The organism is Morganella sp. HSTU-ASny43 (assembly GCF_022819185.1).
GTDB lineage: Bacteria > Pseudomonadota > Gammaproteobacteria > Enterobacterales > Enterobacteriaceae > Morganella > Morganella morganii.
The window spans coordinates 20,616-36,965 of the sequence record NZ_WSPG01000016.1 but is presented as its reverse complement, the minus strand read 5'-3'; the positions used below and the strand labels follow the sequence as shown (position 1 = coordinate 36,965).

Annotated in this window: 16 protein-coding genes; 5 read left to right on the top strand and 11 right to left on the bottom strand. The window is 52.7% G+C overall.

All coding sequences use genetic code 11. From position 1 onward, the window contains the following. Window positions 1-133 precede the first annotated feature (133 nt). The 6 genes from ruvB to aspS form a co-directional block, all read right to left on the bottom strand. A complete protein-coding gene (ruvB, locus tag GN208_RS10270; protein WP_004237292.1) occupies window positions 134-1,144 on the bottom strand; it encodes a Holliday junction branch migration DNA helicase RuvB in 1,011 nt (336 codons plus the stop codon). 37 nt (window positions 1,145-1,181) lie between these two features. Continuing rightward, a complete protein-coding gene (gene ruvA, locus GN208_RS10265) occupies window positions 1,182-1,796 on the bottom strand; it encodes a Holliday junction branch migration protein RuvA (RefSeq protein WP_004239448.1) in 615 nt (204 codons plus the stop codon). Window positions 1,797-1,895: 99 nt separating this feature from the next. Further along, entirely contained in the window at window positions 1,896-2,420 is a 525-nt protein-coding gene (gene ruvC / locus GN208_RS10260; protein WP_004237294.1) for a crossover junction endodeoxyribonuclease RuvC, read from the bottom strand. 89 nt (window positions 2,421-2,509) lie between these two features. Further along, window positions 2,510-3,253, bottom strand: coding sequence for a YebC/PmpR family DNA-binding transcriptional regulator (locus tag GN208_RS10255; RefSeq protein ID WP_004237295.1), 744 nt, complete (start codon window positions 3,251-3,253; stop codon window positions 2,510-2,512). Window positions 3,254-3,304: 51 nt separating this feature from the next. Then, window positions 3,305-3,757: a dihydroneopterin triphosphate diphosphatase gene (gene nudB / locus GN208_RS10250; protein WP_004237296.1), complete on the bottom strand. Its 453-nt coding sequence runs from the start codon at window positions 3,755-3,757 to the stop codon at window positions 3,305-3,307. A 5-nt stretch (window positions 3,758-3,762) separates the two neighbouring features. Next, entirely contained in the window at window positions 3,763-5,532 is a 1,770-nt protein-coding gene (aspS, locus tag GN208_RS10245) for an aspartate--tRNA ligase (RefSeq protein WP_015422679.1), read from the bottom strand. Window positions 5,533-5,789: 257 nt separating this feature from the next. Between aspS and GN208_RS10240 the strand changes: the two genes are divergently transcribed. The 4 genes from GN208_RS10240 (at window position 5,790) to GN208_RS10225 (ending at window position 10,317) form a co-directional block, all read left to right on the top strand. Further along, complete coding sequence (locus GN208_RS10240) at window positions 5,790-6,188, top strand: MAPEG family protein (RefSeq protein ID WP_004239452.1); 399 nt, start codon at window positions 5,790-5,792, stop codon at window positions 6,186-6,188. A gap of 84 nt (window positions 6,189-6,272) precedes the next feature. Beyond that, window positions 6,273-7,037, top strand: a complete 765-nt coding sequence (cmoA, locus tag GN208_RS10235; protein ID WP_004237299.1) for a carboxy-S-adenosyl-L-methionine synthase CmoA — start codon at window positions 6,273-6,275, stop codon at window positions 7,035-7,037. After that, complete coding sequence (gene cmoB / locus GN208_RS10230) at window positions 7,030-8,004, top strand: tRNA 5-methoxyuridine(34)/uridine 5-oxyacetic acid(34) synthase CmoB (protein ID WP_004237300.1); 975 nt, start codon at window positions 7,030-7,032, stop codon at window positions 8,002-8,004. The genes cmoA and cmoB overlap by 8 nt, the downstream gene beginning before the upstream one ends. A 126-nt stretch (window positions 8,005-8,130) precedes the next feature. Then, window positions 8,131-10,317, top strand: a complete 2,187-nt coding sequence (locus tag GN208_RS10225; RefSeq protein WP_243828356.1) for a glycoside hydrolase — start codon at window positions 8,131-8,133, stop codon at window positions 10,315-10,317. Between the two features lie 55 nt (window positions 10,318-10,372). Here the strand turns inward: GN208_RS10225 and cutC are convergent, their stop codons facing one another. Together cutC and GN208_RS10215 are read right to left on the bottom strand one after the other, a co-directional pair. Beyond that, the gene (gene cutC, locus GN208_RS10220) at window positions 10,373-11,125 is read right to left on the bottom strand and encodes a copper homeostasis protein CutC (protein ID WP_004237303.1); all 753 of its coding nucleotides are present in this window, start codon (window positions 11,123-11,125) and stop codon (window positions 10,373-10,375) included. 161 nt (window positions 11,126-11,286) lie between these two features. Further along, window positions 11,287-11,841, bottom strand: a complete 555-nt coding sequence (locus GN208_RS10215) for a VOC family protein (RefSeq protein ID WP_004237304.1) — start codon at window positions 11,839-11,841, stop codon at window positions 11,287-11,289. A 168-nt stretch (window positions 11,842-12,009) separates the two neighbouring features. On the opposite strand from GN208_RS10215, the gene argS reads away from it, so the two are divergent. Further along, window positions 12,010-13,740: an arginine--tRNA ligase gene (gene argS / locus GN208_RS10210; protein WP_015422678.1), complete on the top strand. Its 1,731-nt coding sequence runs from the start codon at window positions 12,010-12,012 to the stop codon at window positions 13,738-13,740. Window positions 13,741-13,813: 73 nt separating this feature from the next. On the opposite strand, the gene GN208_RS10205 is transcribed toward argS, so the two are convergent. From GN208_RS10205 to murJ, 3 genes are all read right to left on the bottom strand, one after another. Continuing rightward, entirely contained in the window at window positions 13,814-14,251 is a 438-nt protein-coding gene (locus GN208_RS10205; RefSeq protein ID WP_243828355.1) for a leucine-rich repeat domain-containing protein, read from the bottom strand. Further along, window positions 14,218-14,688, bottom strand: coding sequence for a leucine-rich repeat domain-containing protein (locus tag GN208_RS10200; RefSeq protein WP_243828354.1), 471 nt, complete (start codon window positions 14,686-14,688; stop codon window positions 14,218-14,220). The genes GN208_RS10205 and GN208_RS10200 overlap by 34 nt, the downstream gene beginning before the upstream one ends. Before the next feature lie 69 nt (window positions 14,689-14,757). Then, a complete protein-coding gene (murJ, locus tag GN208_RS10195; RefSeq protein ID WP_004237309.1) occupies window positions 14,758-16,293 on the bottom strand; it encodes a murein biosynthesis integral membrane protein MurJ in 1,536 nt (511 codons plus the stop codon). Window positions 16,294-16,350 lie beyond the last annotated feature (57 nt).

Here is a 16,350-nt window from a genome sequence, read left to right as displayed (position 1 = left end):
AATTTTTAAATGTCGAAAAACAACCAATTACAGAGATATCCTCCCGGAATAATCCCCAAAAAAGCCATTTAATTATCACATGGGCAAAATGGTAAACATATTATGTTTACCCTAAGGTTTGACGGCCGGGTTCTTAATCGTTTCCACTGTGATCAATACCAAAGTGACGATAGGCATGTGCGGTGGCAAGGCGTCCGCGCGGTGTCCGCTGAATAAAGCCCTGCTGGATTAAGAAAGGTTCGATGACATCCTCAATGGTTTCCCGCTCTTCACCGATGGCCGCCGCCAGGTTATCCAGCCCGACCGGGCCGCCCATAAATTTATCAATAATGGTGACCAGCAACTTGCGATCCAGGTAATCAAACCCGGCAGAATCCACATTCAGCATATCCAGAGCCTGACCGGCAATCAGCCCGTCAATACCGCCGTCACCTTTCACCTGGGCAAAATCCCGCACCCGGCGCAGCAGACGGTTGGTGATACGCGGCGTGCCGCGTGAGCGCATGGCAATCTGGCGGGCACCATCATCCGAGATATCCAGCCCCATATAACGTGCACTGCGGCTGACAATATGCTGCAAATCATCAGTATTATAAAATTCCAGCCGCTGCACGATCCCGAAACGGTCCCGCAGCGGTGATGTCAGAGAGCCTGCACGGGTGGTGGCACCGATCAGAGTAAACGGCGGCAGGTCGATTTTAATGGAACGGGCAGCAGGCCCTTCCCCGATCATGATATCCAGCTGGTAATCTTCCATCGCCGGATAGAGAATTTCTTCCACCACCGGAGAGAGGCGGTGGATTTCATCGATAAACAACACATCGTGGGGTTCGAGGTTGGTCAGCATGGCCGCCAGATCACCGGCTTTTTCCAGTACCGGTCCGGAGGTGGTGCGCAGATTAACGCCCATTTCATTGGCGACAATATTCGCCAGTGTGGTTTTCCCGAGCCCCGGCGGGCCGAAAATCAGCAGATGATCGAGGGCATCCCCGCGCTGACGGGCAGCCTCGATAAAGATTTCCATCTGTGAACAGACCTGCGGCTGACCCACATACTCCGCCAGTAATTTCGGCCGGATAGCGCGATCCACCACCTCATCATCCGGCAGCGTTTCCGCCGTAATCAGTCTGTCAGCTTCAATCATGACCTGTCACCCCGTTGTGTCATCATCGTTTTTATTATTACAGCGCGGCGCGCAGTGCTTCGCGGATCAGTGTTTCGCTGTCTGAACCGGCTTTTGAGACTTTCGCTATCATGCGGCTGGCTTCCTGCGGTTTATAGCCGAGGGAAATCAGTGCCTCAATGGCTTCAGATTCCGCATCTGCCTGGCTGTTACCCGCCTGCTGACTGGCCGGAAGCGACATTTCCGCATCACGGAACAGGTCACCGTTAAGCCCTTTGAAGCGGTCTTTCATTTCCACGACCAGACGTTCGGCAGTTTTCTTGCCCACACCCGGCAATTTAATTAACTGTGCCACAGCCCCCTGCTCAATCGCCGCCACAAACTGCTGCGCAGACATACCTGAGAGGATCGCCAGTGCCAGTTTCGGCCCGACGCCATTCACTTTGATTAATTCACGGAACAGCGCGCGTTCCTGCTTATCATTAAAGCCGTACAGTAACTGTGCATCTTCCCGCACAATAAACTGGGTGAACAGAATGGCTTCCTGACCGGCATCCGGCAGTTCATAGAAACAGGTCATCGGCATATGGACTTCATAGCCCACACCATTGGTTTCCAGTAATACGACAGGCGGCTGTTTTTCCAGCACAATACCTCTTAAGCGACCGATCACGCGCGTCTCCTTTATGATTGCGGCAGAGCCTGTTTATAGCATAAAAAAAGCTGGACGTATATCCAGCCATCAGAAAATCACGGGTATCTGCGACACCGGTTACTCTTTCAGCCGTCCGCGTGCCATCACCAGACGCGGCTGCCCCATCTGCACCAGGTTCTGGTTAAAGTGACAGTGAGTAATAGCAATCGCCAGTGCATCTGCCGCATCTGCCTGCGGTGCCGCTGACAGTTTCAGTATTGAGCGCACCATATGCTGTACCTGGGCTTTTTCCGCCGCCCCGGTACCGGTGACCGTTTGTTTCACCTGGCGCGCCGCATATTCAAATACCGGCAGATTATTATTCACCGCCGCCAGAATAGCCACACCACGGGCCTGTCCCAGCTTCAGGGCGGAATCAGCATTTTTGGCCATAAAGACCTGTTCGATAGCAAAACAATCCGGCTGATACTGGGTGATGATTTCACTGACACCGGCGTAAATTTTGCCCAGACGGGACGGAAGATCATCCACCTGTGTGCGGATACAGCCGCTGCCGATATACAGCAGACGCCGTCCCTGCTGGCGGATAACACCATAACCGGTCACCCGCGAGCCGGGGTCAATACCGAGAATAATTGCCATAGGAGGACCGTATTGTCACAACAGGAAAAAAGCAAGAAAACAGAGGGATGCGCACAGTGGCGCATCCTCTGCGGAGTGAGTGACGGAAATTACAGCAGTGCTGCAACTTCGTCTGAGATATCGCCGTTGTGGTAGACTTCCTGCACATCGTCAGAGTCTTCCAGCATATCGATAAGGCGCATCAGTTTTGGTGCGGTTTCCGCATCCAGATCCGCTTTGGTGGACGGGATCATCGAGACTTCGGCAGATTCAGCTTTGAAACCGGCTGCATCCATCGCGTCTTTGACATCACCCAGAATTTCCCAGGCGGTGTAAACGTCGATAGCGCCGTCGTCAAAGGTTTCAACGTCTTCAGCACCGGCTTCGAGCGCCGCATCCATCACCGCATCCTCATCCAGACCCGGTGCATAGGAAATGATACCTTTGCGGGTAAACAGATAAGCGACGGAGCCATCGGTTCCCAGATTGCCGCCGGTTTTGGTGAACGCGTGGCGCACATCAGAAACCGTACGTTTACGGTTATCCGTCAGGCACTCAACCATCACAGCAGTACCGCCCGGGCCGTAACCTTCGTATACGATGGATTCCATGTTATCGTTTTCATCATTACCCGCCCCGCGTGCAATCGCACGGTTCAGGGTATCGCGGGTCATGTTATTTGCTAACGCTTTATCCACTGCCGCACGCAGACGTGGGTTAGATGCAGGATCAGGACCACCAATGCGCGACGCCGTGACTAATTCACGAATGATTTTCGTGAAAATTTTACCGCGCTTCGCATCTTGCGCGGCCTTGCGGTGTTTGGTGTTGGCCCATTTACTATGACCTGCCATTCTCTAATCTCCAGATTAAGTCTTACGACGTTCATTCATTTAAATCCGCTGTCACTGCGGAAGAACACACTGACGAACGAATTCTTCAATTGCTTCCCCGTTACTGGGTGAGATAGTTTTCGCGGCGGCATCCGCTGCCGGTAACCACTCATACGCCAGATGCTCCGTTAAGGGAACCGCTTTCAGCGCGGGTAAGCATAACACAAACCAGTGTTCCGTATTGTGCGTCACGTCCGGTGCATACCGGTGACGGAAATGCGGAAAAATGGTATAGCGGACGGTGCGCTGACAATCCGTCAGCCGCAGTCCCTCCGCAAGGATATCAATACCGGTTTCTTCTTTTACTTCCCGCAATGCGGCATCGCGGGGAGTTTCTCCCGGTTCCAGACTGCCGGTGACGGACTGCCAGAAAGCAGGATCGTCACGGCGCTGTAACATCAGAACACGCCCCGTTTCCTGCTCACAGATAACCACCAGCACAGATTCAGGGCGTTTAAAAGCCATCAGATTCAGTCACTCTCTTTCTGAGTTACTGCAATCGCCAGCTCTTTCAGAGCATCGTCATTCGCGAAGCTCGGTGCATCTGTCATCAGACAGGCGGCAGCCGTGGTTTTCGGGAACGCGATAACGTCACGGATGTTTTCGGTACCGGTCAGCAGCATCACCAGACGGTCAAGACCAAAGGCCAGACCCGCATGAGGTGGTGTGCCGTATTGTAACGCATCGAGCAGGAAGCCGAATTTGCGGCGCTGTTCTTCCGGGGTGATCCCGAGGATGCCGAATACCGTCTGCTGCATTTCGTTACGGTGGATACGGACAGAGCCGCCGCCCACTTCGTAGCCGTTGATAACCATATCGTAGGCATTGGCGATCGCGTCTTCCGGCGCGTTTTTCAGCTCTTCCGGTGACATATCACGCGGAGAGGTGAACGGATGGTGCATCGCGGTCAGACCACCTTCACCGTCGTCTTCAAACATCGGGAAGTCGATCACCCACAGCGGACGCCAGCTGTTCAGGTCGGTCAGGTTCAGGTCACGGCCGGTTTTCAGACGCAGCGCGCCCATTGCATCGGTTACGGTGCCTTTCGCGCCCGCGCCGAAGAAAATAATGTCGCCGGTCTGTGCGTCAGTGCGCTCCAGAATGGCTTCAACGGTTTCTGCGGTCAGGAATTTGGCGACAGGAGACTGAACACCCTCAATACCGGCAGAGCGGTCGTTCACTTTCATCCACGCCAGGCCTTTCGCGCCGTAGATGCCGACAAATTTGCCGTATTCATCAATCTGTTTACGGGTCATTTCCGCGCCGCCGGTGACACACAGTGCCACAACACGGCCTTTCGGATCATTTGCCGCATCAGCAAATACAGAGAACTCAGAATCTTTCACCAGGTCGGCGATATCTGTCAGTTCCAGCGGGTTACGTAAATCCGGTTTATCAGAACCGAAGCGGCGCATTGCTTCCGCAAATGTCATCACCGGGAAATCACCCAGTTCAACATTGATGATTTCATTCCACAGTGAGCGGATCATACGCTCCATGGTCGCACGGACCTGGTCCGCAGTCATGAAAGAGGTTTCCACATCGATCTGAGTGAATTCCGGCTGACGGTCAGCACGTAAATCTTCATCACGGAAACATTTGACAATCTGATAGTAACGGTCAAAACCGGACATCATCAGAAGCTGTTTGAACAGCTGCGGAGACTGCGGCAGTGCGTAGAATTTGCCTTTGTGGACACGGCTCGGCACCAGGTAGTCACGGGCACCTTCCGGTGTGGCTTTGGTCAGCATCGGGGTTTCGATATCGAGGAACCCTTCGGTATCCATAAAGCGGCGGACAAACCCGGTGATGCGTGCGCGGGTTTTCAGGCGGTTCGCCATTTCGCTGCGGCGCAGGTCGAGATAGCGGTATTTCAGACGCATCTCTTCGGTGTTTTCGTGGTTGCTGTCGAGCGGTAACGGCTCGGAGCGGTTAAAAATGGTCAGGCCATCTGCATGCACTTCCACACTGCCGGTCGCCATCTCTTTATTAATTTGATTTTCAGGTCGCGCGCGGACAGTTCCGGTAATCTGAATACAGAATTCATTCCGTAATTCAGAGGCTTTGGCAAATGCTTCTTTTTGGTCGGGATCGAAGAAAACCTGAACGATGCCTTCACGGTCACGCATATCGATAAAAATCAAACCCCCGAGATCACGACGACGGTTTACCCAACCACTAAGGGTTACTTTTTGATCGATGTGAGCACTGTTGAGCTGCCCACAATAATTAGTACGCATACGATATCCTTTTGTCCGCTATTGTGCGTTTCTGCAAAATTTTGGCATGGTTCTTTATGAAGAAATGTCAAAAAGGCGATCATTATAGTGGAAAATTCCTGATGAGATAAGTACAAACAGCACATCTGCCGCAGAGAATTTAGCCACTAATTGATAATTTTCAAATAATTCAGTATGCATTAATATTAAGGATTGTGTTACCCGCTGCTTTGAGGTTTATCATTCTTTTGCTGTTTCAATTGGCCATGGAGTAAAAAATGGTTAGTTCCCTTTATATTGTACTGGGTGCGCTGTTAATCATTAAACTATCACTCGATGTGATTAAACTGCGGACACTTTACCGCGTCGCTTATGGTGACGGCGGATTTTACGAGTTACAGACGGCGATTCGCGTGCAGGGCAATGCGGTTGAGTATATCCCCGTTGCACTCCTGCTGTTACTGGTGATGGAGCAAAACGGCGCCCAGGTGTGGATGGTCCATGTCTGCGGGGTTATTCTGATTGCCGGCCGGCTGTTTCACTCTTACGGATTAAAACACCGCGAGAACCGCTGGCGGCGTACCGGGATGGCGGCCACCTTCACCGCCATGATCCTGATGGTGCTGGCGAATATCTGGTATCTGCCGTGGCAGCAGATTTTTTCGCCGTACATGTAACCGCTCACGCCGGGACATAACACTTTCTGCGCCGGGTCACCTCTGTTAGAATGCGCGCATCTTTTTGTATTGCAGATCTGTGTTATGTCCAAAGAAATTCCGAATCCGCCGCAGGATACTCTGTTCGCGGCACCGATTGCCCGTCTTGGTGACTGGACGTTTGATGAGAAAGTCGCGGATGTGTTTCCCGATATGATCAAACGCTCAATTCCGGGCTACTCCAATATTATTGCCATGATTGGCATGCTGGCCGGCCGTTTTGTCACGCCCGGCAGTCAGGTTTATGATCTCGGCTGTTCCCGCGCTGCCGCCACCCTGTCTATCCGCCCGAATATCGCGGATAAACCCGGCTGCCGGATCATCGCCGTGGATAATTCCGCGCCGATGGTGGAACACGCCCGCCGCCATGTGGAAAGTTATAAATCCCCGGTACCGGTTGAAGTAACCGAAGGCGATATCCGCCATATTGCGATTGAGAATGCCTCAATGGTGGTTCTCAATTTTACCCTGCAATTCCTGGCACCGGATGACCGCGCCGCACTGCTGAAAAAAATCTATCAGGGCCTGCTGCCGGGCGGCGTGCTGGTGTTATCGGAAAAATTCAGTTTTGAGGATGAGCAGATCGGCGATTTGCTGTTCAGCATGCACCACGATTTCAAACGTGCCAACGGCTACAGTGAGCTGGAAATCAGCCAGAAACGCACCATGCTGGAAGATGTCATGCTGACCGACAGTGTGGAAACCCACAAATCACGGCTGAAAGCGGCCGGTTTTGAACATTGTGAAGTCTGGTTCCAGTGCTTTAACTTCGGGTCATTACTGGCAGTGAAAGAGAATAACCATGATTGATTTCGGCAATTTTTATCAGTTAATTGCAAAAAATGAGCGCCTGAGCCACTGGCTGGAAACACTGCCCGCGCAGATTGCGAAATGGAATAAAGAGTCCCTGCACGGCTACTATCCTGGCTGGGTAAAAACCATTGAAAATCTGCCGGACATGACCCCGGACATTCTCGATCTGAAAACCGGGGTTACCGCGCAGCGTACGCTGCCGCTGACGGACGGGGAAACCCGCCGTATCAATAACATTCTGCGCAACCTGATGCCGTGGCGTAAAGGCCCGTTCTCTCTCTATGGCGTGGAGATTGATACCGAATGGCGCTCCGATCTGAAGTGGGATCGCGTTCTGCCGCATCTGTCCCCGCTTGCCGGGCGTACCATTCTGGATGTCGGCTGCGGCAGCGGTTATCACATGTGGCGTATGGCAGGTGAAGGCGCGGAACTGGTGGTCGGCGTGGATCCGACTCAGCTTTTCCTCTGCCAGTTTGAAGCCGTACGCAAGCTGCTCGGCAATGACCAGCGCGTGCATCTGCTGCCGCTGGGTATTCAGGAGCTGCCCGCACTTCAGGCTTTTGATACTGTGTTCTCCATGGGTGTGCTTTATCATCGCCGCTCCCCGCTCGACCACCTCTGGCAACTGAAAGATCAGTTGGTCTCCGGCGGCGAACTGGTACTGGAAAGTATTGTTGTTGAGGGTGATGAACATCAGTGCCTGATCCCCGGCGAACGCTACGCGCAGATGAGTAACGTTTACTTTATTCCGTCAGCAAAAATGCTGGCTGTCTGGCTGGAAAAATGCGGATTCACCAATATCCGGATCGCAGATGAATCTGTTACCACCACGGATGAGCAGCGCCGTACGGAGTGGATGATCAATGAATCTCTCGCGGATTTCCTCAATCCTGACGACCCGTCACTGACGGTTGAAGGCTATCCGGCACCGCGCCGTGCGGTTCTGATCGCCGAAAAACCATAGTCATCAGTAATACGTATATACCCTGTCATTTGCAGGGTATATACCTCCGAAAAACTGACTGTTCTCTCCCCGGGGATTCAGCTACCCTGCCTGTCATATTATGACGAATAAAGGCCACTCCGGATCATGAAATATCGCCTGTCCGCACTGTATCTTCCGCTTCTGTTGTCTGCCTCTGCGGCCTCTGCCACTGTGTTAACGGATAATAATCATCAGGTTTTTATCGACCCGGAAACCCTGCACATAGCAGTGGCGGATACCACTGTCAGCCGGGGAACAGAAAAACAGCCGGTCAGTGATTTAACAGAATATCCCCGCCGTGTCAGCTGGTTCTGGCCGGACAGAGATATGAATGTCACCGCTGTCCTCAATGATACCGAGCTGACCCTGACATTCACCACCAATCAGCCGCAGAATTTTCAGTGGTTCACCCTGCCGGATAACACTGTTTCCGCCCTCTATATGCCGCTGGGCGAAGGACGTCATATTCCGCTGAATAATGAACAGTGGCGTCACTATATGGTTACTGAACAGGATAATATCGATACCAATCAGGATTTGCAGTTACCGCTCTGGAGTCAGCAGCAGGATCGGGTCTACAGCTGGGTGTTACTCAGCCCGTTCCATAACCGTCTGCACTTTGAGGAAAAACAGCAGCGCCTGCAGATGAGCGCGGTACATCAGTTTAACCGTTTTAATCAGCAGCAGCCGTTTACTGTTCTGCTTCACACCGGTGATACCCCGCTGGACGGCGCACTGCGCTACCGCCGCTGGTTACAGGATAATAAGCAGTTCACATCACTGGAAGAAAAATTCGCACAGATCCCGGACGGCAAAAAACTGATCGGTGCCACCCATATCTATTTATGGGGAAAAAGTATTATCGATCAGCAGGATATTACTGACTGGCCGGGACTGGTACGTTATCTGCAATCCCCCGCCGGTAACGGGTTATGGTCGGCAATGGAGCCTCAGAGCCGTGATGCTTTTGCTGCTCTGAACGGTAAAACACCGGAAAAATGGCAGCAGCCGTTTCTGGCCGATGCTCTCAACCAGGCACTGAAGAAAGTTACACCACTGAGCCGCACCCCGGATGACAGTGACTTTATGGCTGCGCAGAAAACACAGGCCCGGGCGATCCGTTCTGCCGTAAAACAGCAACTGAGTCCGTTCCTGGCACCGGAAGCCAACTGGGGTCAGGGGTTATCCCTTCCTCTTTTAACCGCACTGACCGGGGCAAAACTGGATAAGCTCTGGCTGGGCACCGATAACTGGACTGCTACCTGGTATCAGCCGCAGGCGGTCAGCTATGCCAAAGAGCACGGTTATCTTATCGCCAGCTATGATTCCTACGACACCGCCATCCCCTCGGGAAAAAATACGGAATGGCTGACGGCACAGATCCCGTCAGAATTACGCGAAAAATGCGCGATTGTGACCGGAACAGGCAGAAAACTGCCGGGATTCGGCGGGGATGGTTATTACCTGAATCCGGGCTGCATGCAGGATTTTTCAGAAACACGCATGACTGAACTGGTACAGCTGACCGGCATCAACAGTCTGTTTCTTGACGTGGACGGCACCGGCATGGTGTCTGATGATTATAATCCGGCGTCACCCACAAGTGCGGATGCTATGGCGGCAGCGAGAAATAACCGCTTACGGTCGGTGGCAGAAAACATCCGTATCCCGCTGGGTTCGGAAGACGGTAATGCCGTGACCGCGCAATATCTGATGTTTGCCCACGGTACCGAAACCCGCGGCTTCGGCTGGAGTGATGCGGATATTCACCGCAACAAACAGTCCCCTTACTATCTGGGAGCCTGGTGGCCGGAAAATGAACCGGCGATCTTTTTTACACCGGGAAAACTGAAAGATATCTACCTGAGCACGGAATTTGATCCGCGCTGGCGGTTGCCGCTGTATCAGGCTGTATTTCATGATGCGGTGATCACCACGCATCACTGGACGCTGGATAACCTGAAATTCCCGGCGGTTACCACCACACGGGAACTGCTGAGCCAGCTGTATAACACGCCGCCACTTTATAACCTCAGCCGTGATACGGTACAGAAGCGTCTTCCTGCGATGATAAAATCGGACAGTATTTTCCGCCCGCTGCATCAGCAGTTATGGAATAAAGCCCTGACCGGCTTCCGCTGGCTGGACAGTGACGGCCTGGTACAACAGACACAGTTCAGTGATGGCTCTGTCATCACCGTGAATTTTGCTGACCATGCCATTGCCGGTTATCCGCCGCGCTCACTCAGTGCGATACCGGCAGAGGGAAAGCCCGTTAACGCCGCCTTCTGACAGCAAAACGCCCTCAGTATGAGGGCGTTTTTGATGTAACCGGAAATGAACCGGATCAGTGCACGACCATACTGTGCAGATCCAGAACCCCTTTCATCGCCTCGACGGTGTCCCCGTCCACACAGGTATGGGAAAACTCATCAGCTTCGCTGTCACTGCCCATCGCCACACCGACTTTGCGGTAGCGCATAGTGGACGGCTTGGTTTTGGATGCTGAACTGTGCACTTCCTGAAGGCCGATATCAAGGAACTTCTGAATATTCGCCAGCCGCACACCGGCACCGGCCATAATCACCGGCCCTCTGCTGGCTTCCTGTAACTCTTTGAGCAGAGGTAATCCCAGCTCCGCACTCAGCTGCTGGCCGGATGTCAGAATACGGCTCACACCCAGGTCGGTCAGCTGCTGTAATGCCAGCATCGGATTCGCACACATATCAAAGGCTCTGTGGAAAGTGACCGCCATGTCGCCCGACAGTTTACACAGCATCTTCATCCGCGGCAGATCAACATGCCCGTCCTCATCCAGAATACCGGTGACCACCCCGGGAAAACCCAGGTCGCGGATTTTGGCGATATCATTCTTCATAACCGCAAATTCCGAGGCTGTATAGCAAAAGTCACCGCTGCGCGGACGGAGGATCGGGTGAACCGGGATCCGCAACCGGTCGATAGTCTGTTTCAGCATGCCCCAGCTCGGGGTCAGCCCGCCCTCTGACGGCGCGGCACACAGTTCAATCCGGTCAGCGCCGGCTTTTTCCGCAGTGAGGGCACATTCCACGCTGTAACAACAAATTTCCAGTTTCGCCATTGATTAGCCTCATCACTTAATTTCGCAGGTAAATATCTCTCGTAAACGATTCAGTCATCCTGATATACACTATTACATGTAATTTAGATTAATGAATTGTTAAATATCACAAGATGCGAAATATCCGGCCGATTCGCACAGGGAAATGTCAGAATTGCAGGTTACCGCTCACTTTCGACAATCTCCTGCAATGTAAACGGATGAAACTTAATGGTGATATTTTCCCGGCTGACAGCCAGTGTCGGGTTCGGCAACCGCTCCTGTTCGCCGTGCGGATGGCTGGCTTTTATCACTACCCCGGCCGGTAATGGTGACGGCAGCAGTGCGGCAGCCCGCTCTGTCAGGGTCTGCGGGTCACCCGGTAACACCAGTTCGATATGTTCCCAGCCCTGGTGTGCATACTGTTTATCTTTCGGGAACGGCAGTTCCACCACCGGAATCTGCCAGTGCAGCAGTGTCAGCGGCTCATACAGTAAAAACAGATAAATCGGGCGGCCGTTAATCTGATTATCCGATAAAACGGTGCCGCATTCGCGGAATCCGGCCAGCCACTGTTCCGCCAGTGCCGTATCGTGAGCCCGCAGTGAGATGTGATCTGCCTGATAATGCGTGAGATCAAGCTGCAAATCCGCCGCAAACTGCTGTATTTTTCCGGCAAACACCGGCAGCTCTGCCATCAGACCGGCAAGGGATGCTGTCTGTACGCTGTTTTTCATTATGATCCCCTGTGAGAATTCATCCGCAAAGGCGCAGATAGTAGCATGAGACCCTGTTTTTGTGGTATAAAACCAGCCAAATTTCACGACAACATCCCGCCCGGACGAGCCCGCTCCTCCGCCGCTGTTTCCGGGGTGTCATTTTGTTCTTTAAATTAAGGTAAACCGGTGAATATTCAGGCAATTCTTTCAGATAAGATCCAACAGGCTCTTATCAGCGCAGGGGCACCACTTGATTGTGATGCTATCGTTAAGCAGTCCGCCAAAGCGCAGTTTGGTGATTACCAGGCCAATGGTGTGATGGCTGCCGCGAAAAAAATGGGTATGCCGCCCCGACAGCTCGCTGAGAAAGTGATTGAACTGCTGGATCTCGACGGAATTGCGGAAAAAACGGAAATCGCCGGTCCCGGTTTTATCAATATTTTCCTCTCCCCTGACTGGCTGACCACTCAGCTGGAAACCGCGCTGGCTGATGACAAACTGGGCCTGACCCCGGTTGAGCCGATGACCATCGCCATCGACTACTCTGCTCCGAACGTAGCCAAACAGATGCACGTCGGTCATCTGCGCTCCACCATCATCGGTGATGCGGCAGCACGTACCCAGGAGTATCTGGGCCATAAAGTGATCCGCTGTAACCACGTCGGTGACTGGGGAACACAGTTCGGCATGCTTATCGCGTATCTTGAAAAAATGCAGAATGAAGATGCCGGCGATATGGCACTGGCCGACCTGGAAGCCTTCTATCGCGAAGCGAAAAAGCATTACGACGAAGACGAAGTATTTGCTGAGCGCGCGCGCGGCTATGTGGTCAAATTACAGGGTGGTGATGAATACTGCCGCACCATGTGGCGTAAGCTGGTGGATATCACCATGCAGCAGAACCAGGAAACCTATAACCGTCTGAATGTCACCCTGACCGAAGATGATGTCATGGGTGAAAGCCTGTACAACGACATGCTGCCGGGCATTGTCAGTGACCTGCTGAACCGCCGTATCGCCGAAGAGAGCGAAGGCGCGATTGTTGTTTATCTCGACGAATTCAAAAACAAAGAAGGCGAGCCGATGGGGGTTATTATCCGCAAGAAAGATGGCGGATACCTCTACACCACCACCGATATCGCCTGTGCGAAATACCGTCATGACGTACTGCATGCCGACCGCGTTCTCTATTACATTGATTCCCGCCAGCACCAGCATCTGATGCAGGCGTGGACCATCGTCCGCAAAGCCGGTTATATCCCGGAGAGCATGACACTGGAACACCATATGTTCGGTATGATGCTCGGTAAAGACGGCAAACCGTTCAAAACCCGTGCCGGCGGCACTATCCGCCTGTCCGATCTGCTGGATGAAGCTGTTGAACGCGCGGAGAAACTGATCCGTGAGAAAAACAGCGATATGCCGGAAGATGAGCTGAAACAGCTGGCGGAAGTTGTCGGTATCGGCGCGGTGAAATACGCGGATCTGTCAAAAAGCCGTACCACCGACTATATCTTCGACTGGGACAACATGCTGGCCTTTGAAGGTAACACCGCACCGTATATGCAGTATGCCTATACCCGTGTGGCATCCGTCTTCAAACGTGCGGATATTGATGCGGACAGCCTGACACAACCTATTATCCTGACTGACGACCACGAGCGCCAGTTAGCAGCCCGTCTGTTACAGTTTGAGGAAACCATTACTGCTGTTGCCCGTGAAGGTTTGCCGCATATGATGTGCAGCTACCTGTATGATCTGGCAGGTCTGTTCTCCGGTTTCTACGAGCATTGCCCGATTCTGGCAGCGGAAAGCGAAGAACTGCGCCAGAGCCGTCTGAAACTGGCGCTGCTGACACAGAAAACCCTGAAAGCCGGTCTGGATACTCTGGGTATCGGTACTGTCGAGAAGATGTAATCCCGGCATTACCGGCGATTATTTCTGCAAAAAAGGAACCTTATGGTTCCTTTTTTATTGCCTTCTGAGTCTCTTACAGCAATACCCGGCACCCTGCTGCCTGTAATTTTTCTGCCACCGGCGGAATGACGGAGAAATTATTCCAGCGCAGGTCCAGTTTGCGCAGCTGTGTTAATGCTGCCAGGCTGTCCGGCAGTGTACTCAGCTGATTCGCACGTAAATCCAGATATAACAGGGATGATAATTCACCGGTGTTTTCCGGCAGGGCTTTCAGGGCATTGAAACGCAGATTCAGTGTATTGAGTTGTTGTAACCGGCTTATTTCCGGCGAAATAAACGCCACCCGGTTATTATTCAGATCAAGAATTTCCAGCGCTGCCACAGCTGCAATCTCATCCGGAACAGCGGTTATTTTATTATTCATCAGATGCATTTCGCGGGTATTTTTCAGCCCGCTGACAGCAGAAGACAGTTCCGTTATCCGGTTATTATAAAGACGGATTTCTTCCATTTTTCCATTTCAGAAAACCATGCCGGTATTGCTGTCAGTTGATTATCCGTTGCATTAAAATAACGCAGATTTTTCAGTCCGGAAAATGACGACGGTAAGCTGCTGTATCCGTTTTCACTGAGATAAAGATATTGCAGCTGATGTAATTCACCTATTTCCGGCGGAACATCCGCGATGCAATTATGTCCCAGATCCAGCATTTCACAGGCAGTCAGCTGTGCAATATCCGGCGGAATATAAGCCAGCTGATTACAGGAGAGATTCAGTACCCGTAATGACGTACAGTGACGCAGTGCAGCCGGATATTCAGAGAGCTGATTGTTATAGGCACTGATAACCTGCCGGGTATACGGCGGCGTGATAAACGCATCAATTGACGTATACCCGCCGTTATCCAGGTTCAGTTCAGCATCAGAAACAGTGTGTTGGTGCAGCATACAAACGCTCCGGCATCCGCGATTCCGCAGGGCTTGTTATCAGCCCCGTCAGAATAAGATAAAAACAGTTTATAAGCTGCGCTGTGCAAAGTCCCGCAGGCGGAAACCAAGCGCATACAGTGCGGCAAAATAGGCACCGGCACCGGCAATCACCACACCCATCAGGCGCAGCATACGCATCAGCATATTGCCCTGTGACCATTCCGGCATCAGGTACATCATACCCACCAGTACCGCGGCCATAAACAGCATTGCGATCACCAGTTTGAGGAAAAATTTTCCCCAGCCCGGCAACGGTGTGAAGATATTCTGTTTGCGCAGCTGCCAGTAAAGCAGCGAGGCGTTGAAACAGGCCGCGATACCAATCGACAGCGCCAGACCGGCATGTTTAAACGGCCCGATAAAGGCCAGGTTCATCAGCTGTGTCAGGATCAGTGTGGCAATCGCGATTTTAACAGGTGTTTTGATGTTCTGGCGGGAATAGAATCCCGGTGCCAGTACTTTAATCACAATCATCCCCATCAGACCGACGCAGTAGGCAATCAGCGCCTGTTGTGTCATCAGGGCATCAAAGGCAGTGAAGTTTTTGTACTGGAACAGGCTGACCGTCAGTGCTTCCGCCAGAATCGCGAGCGCCACCGCACACGGCAGAGCCAGCAGGAAACAGAGGCGTAATCCCCAGTCCATCAGTTTGCGGTATTCGGTGGCATCCCCTTTGGAGAAGCTTTTTGCCAGTGACGGCAGCAGAATCGTCCCCAGTGCCACCCCGAGCACACCGGACGGCAGTTCCATCAGACGGTCGGCGTAATACATCCAGGAGACCGAGCCGGACACCAGGAATGAGGCAAAAATGGTGTTGATAATCAGTGAAATCTGGCTGACCGATACCCCGAGGATCGCCGGCCCCATCAGTTTCATTACCCGCCAGACACCGCTGTTACGGAAAGAGACTCTCGGCAGCACCAGCATGCCGATTTTTTTCAGGTGCGGGAGCTGATAGGCAATCTGTAATACCCCCCCTGCCAGCACAGCCCACGCCAGCGCCATAATCGGCGGATCAAAATACGGGGCGGCAAACAGCGCAAAGCCAATCATACTGACATTCAGCAGAGTCGGTGCAAACGCCGGGACGGAAAAACGGTTCCAGGTATTGAGGATCCCCCCCGCCAGTGAAGCGATGGAGATCAGAAAGATATACGGAAAGGTGACTTTCAGCAGATTGGCGGTCAGCGTAAATTTATCCGGGTCATCAGTAAAACCCGGCGCGGTGACATAGATAATCCACGGCGCGGCCAGCATTCCGAGCACGGTGACCACCGCCAGAATCAGTGTCAGCATCCCGGAGACATAGGCGATAAAGGTGCGGGTCGCTTCCTCGCCCTGCTGGGTTTTATATTCCGATAAAATCGGCACAAAGGCCTGGGAGAATGCCCCTTCGGCAAAAATACGCCGCAGCAGATTCGGCAGTTTAAAGGCGACAAAGAAGGCATCGGCGGCCATCGATGCCCCGAAAATCCGGGCGATAATGGCATCGCGGATAAAGCCGAGTACACGCGAGAACATCGTCATCGAGCTGACGGCGGCGAGAGATTTCAATAAATTCATGCTGAGTGTGCTGGTCAGATAACAAAGGCGGAAATAGTATCACGATAACGCAGGCGG

What these genes read in the sequence shown, in the direction of transcription:
- GN208_RS10215 (WP_004237304.1), bottom strand. Translation starts at nt 11,841, where the DNA reads ATGAAAAACAGCGTACAGACAGCATCCCTTGCCGGTCTGATGGCAGAG.
- cmoB (WP_004237300.1), top strand. Translation starts at nt 7,030, where the DNA reads ATGATTGATTTCGGCAATTTTTATCAGTTAATTGCAAAAAATGAGCGC.
- aspS (WP_015422679.1), bottom strand. Translation starts at nt 5,532, where the DNA reads ATGCGTACTAATTATTGTGGGCAGCTCAACAGTGCTCACATCGATCAA.
- ruvB (WP_004237292.1), bottom strand. Translation starts at nt 1,144, where the DNA reads ATGATTGAAGCTGACAGACTGATTACGGCGGAAACGCTGCCGGATGAT.
- GN208_RS10200 (WP_243828354.1), bottom strand. Translation starts at nt 14,688, where the DNA reads ATGCTGCACCAACACACTGTTTCTGATGCTGAACTGAACCTGGATAAC.
- ruvC (WP_004237294.1), bottom strand. Translation starts at nt 2,420, where the DNA reads ATGGCAATTATTCTCGGTATTGACCCCGGCTCGCGGGTGACCGGTTAT.
- GN208_RS10255 (WP_004237295.1), bottom strand. Translation starts at nt 3,253, where the DNA reads ATGGCAGGTCATAGTAAATGGGCCAACACCAAACACCGCAAGGCCGCG.
- GN208_RS10225 (WP_243828356.1), top strand. Translation starts at nt 8,131, where the DNA reads ATGAAATATCGCCTGTCCGCACTGTATCTTCCGCTTCTGTTGTCTGCC.
- murJ (WP_004237309.1), bottom strand. Translation starts at nt 16,293, where the DNA reads ATGAATTTATTGAAATCTCTCGCCGCCGTCAGCTCGATGACGATGTTC.
- GN208_RS10240 (WP_004239452.1), top strand. Translation starts at nt 5,790, where the DNA reads ATGGTTAGTTCCCTTTATATTGTACTGGGTGCGCTGTTAATCATTAAA.
- nudB (WP_004237296.1), bottom strand. Translation starts at nt 3,757, where the DNA reads ATGGCTTTTAAACGCCCTGAATCTGTGCTGGTGGTTATCTGTGAGCAG.
- GN208_RS10205 (WP_243828355.1), bottom strand. Translation starts at nt 14,251, where the DNA reads ATGGAAGAAATCCGTCTTTATAATAACCGGATAACGGAACTGTCTTCT.
- cutC (WP_004237303.1), bottom strand. Translation starts at nt 11,125, where the DNA reads ATGGCGAAACTGGAAATTTGTTGTTACAGCGTGGAATGTGCCCTCACT.
- cmoA (WP_004237299.1), top strand. Translation starts at nt 6,273, where the DNA reads ATGTCCAAAGAAATTCCGAATCCGCCGCAGGATACTCTGTTCGCGGCA.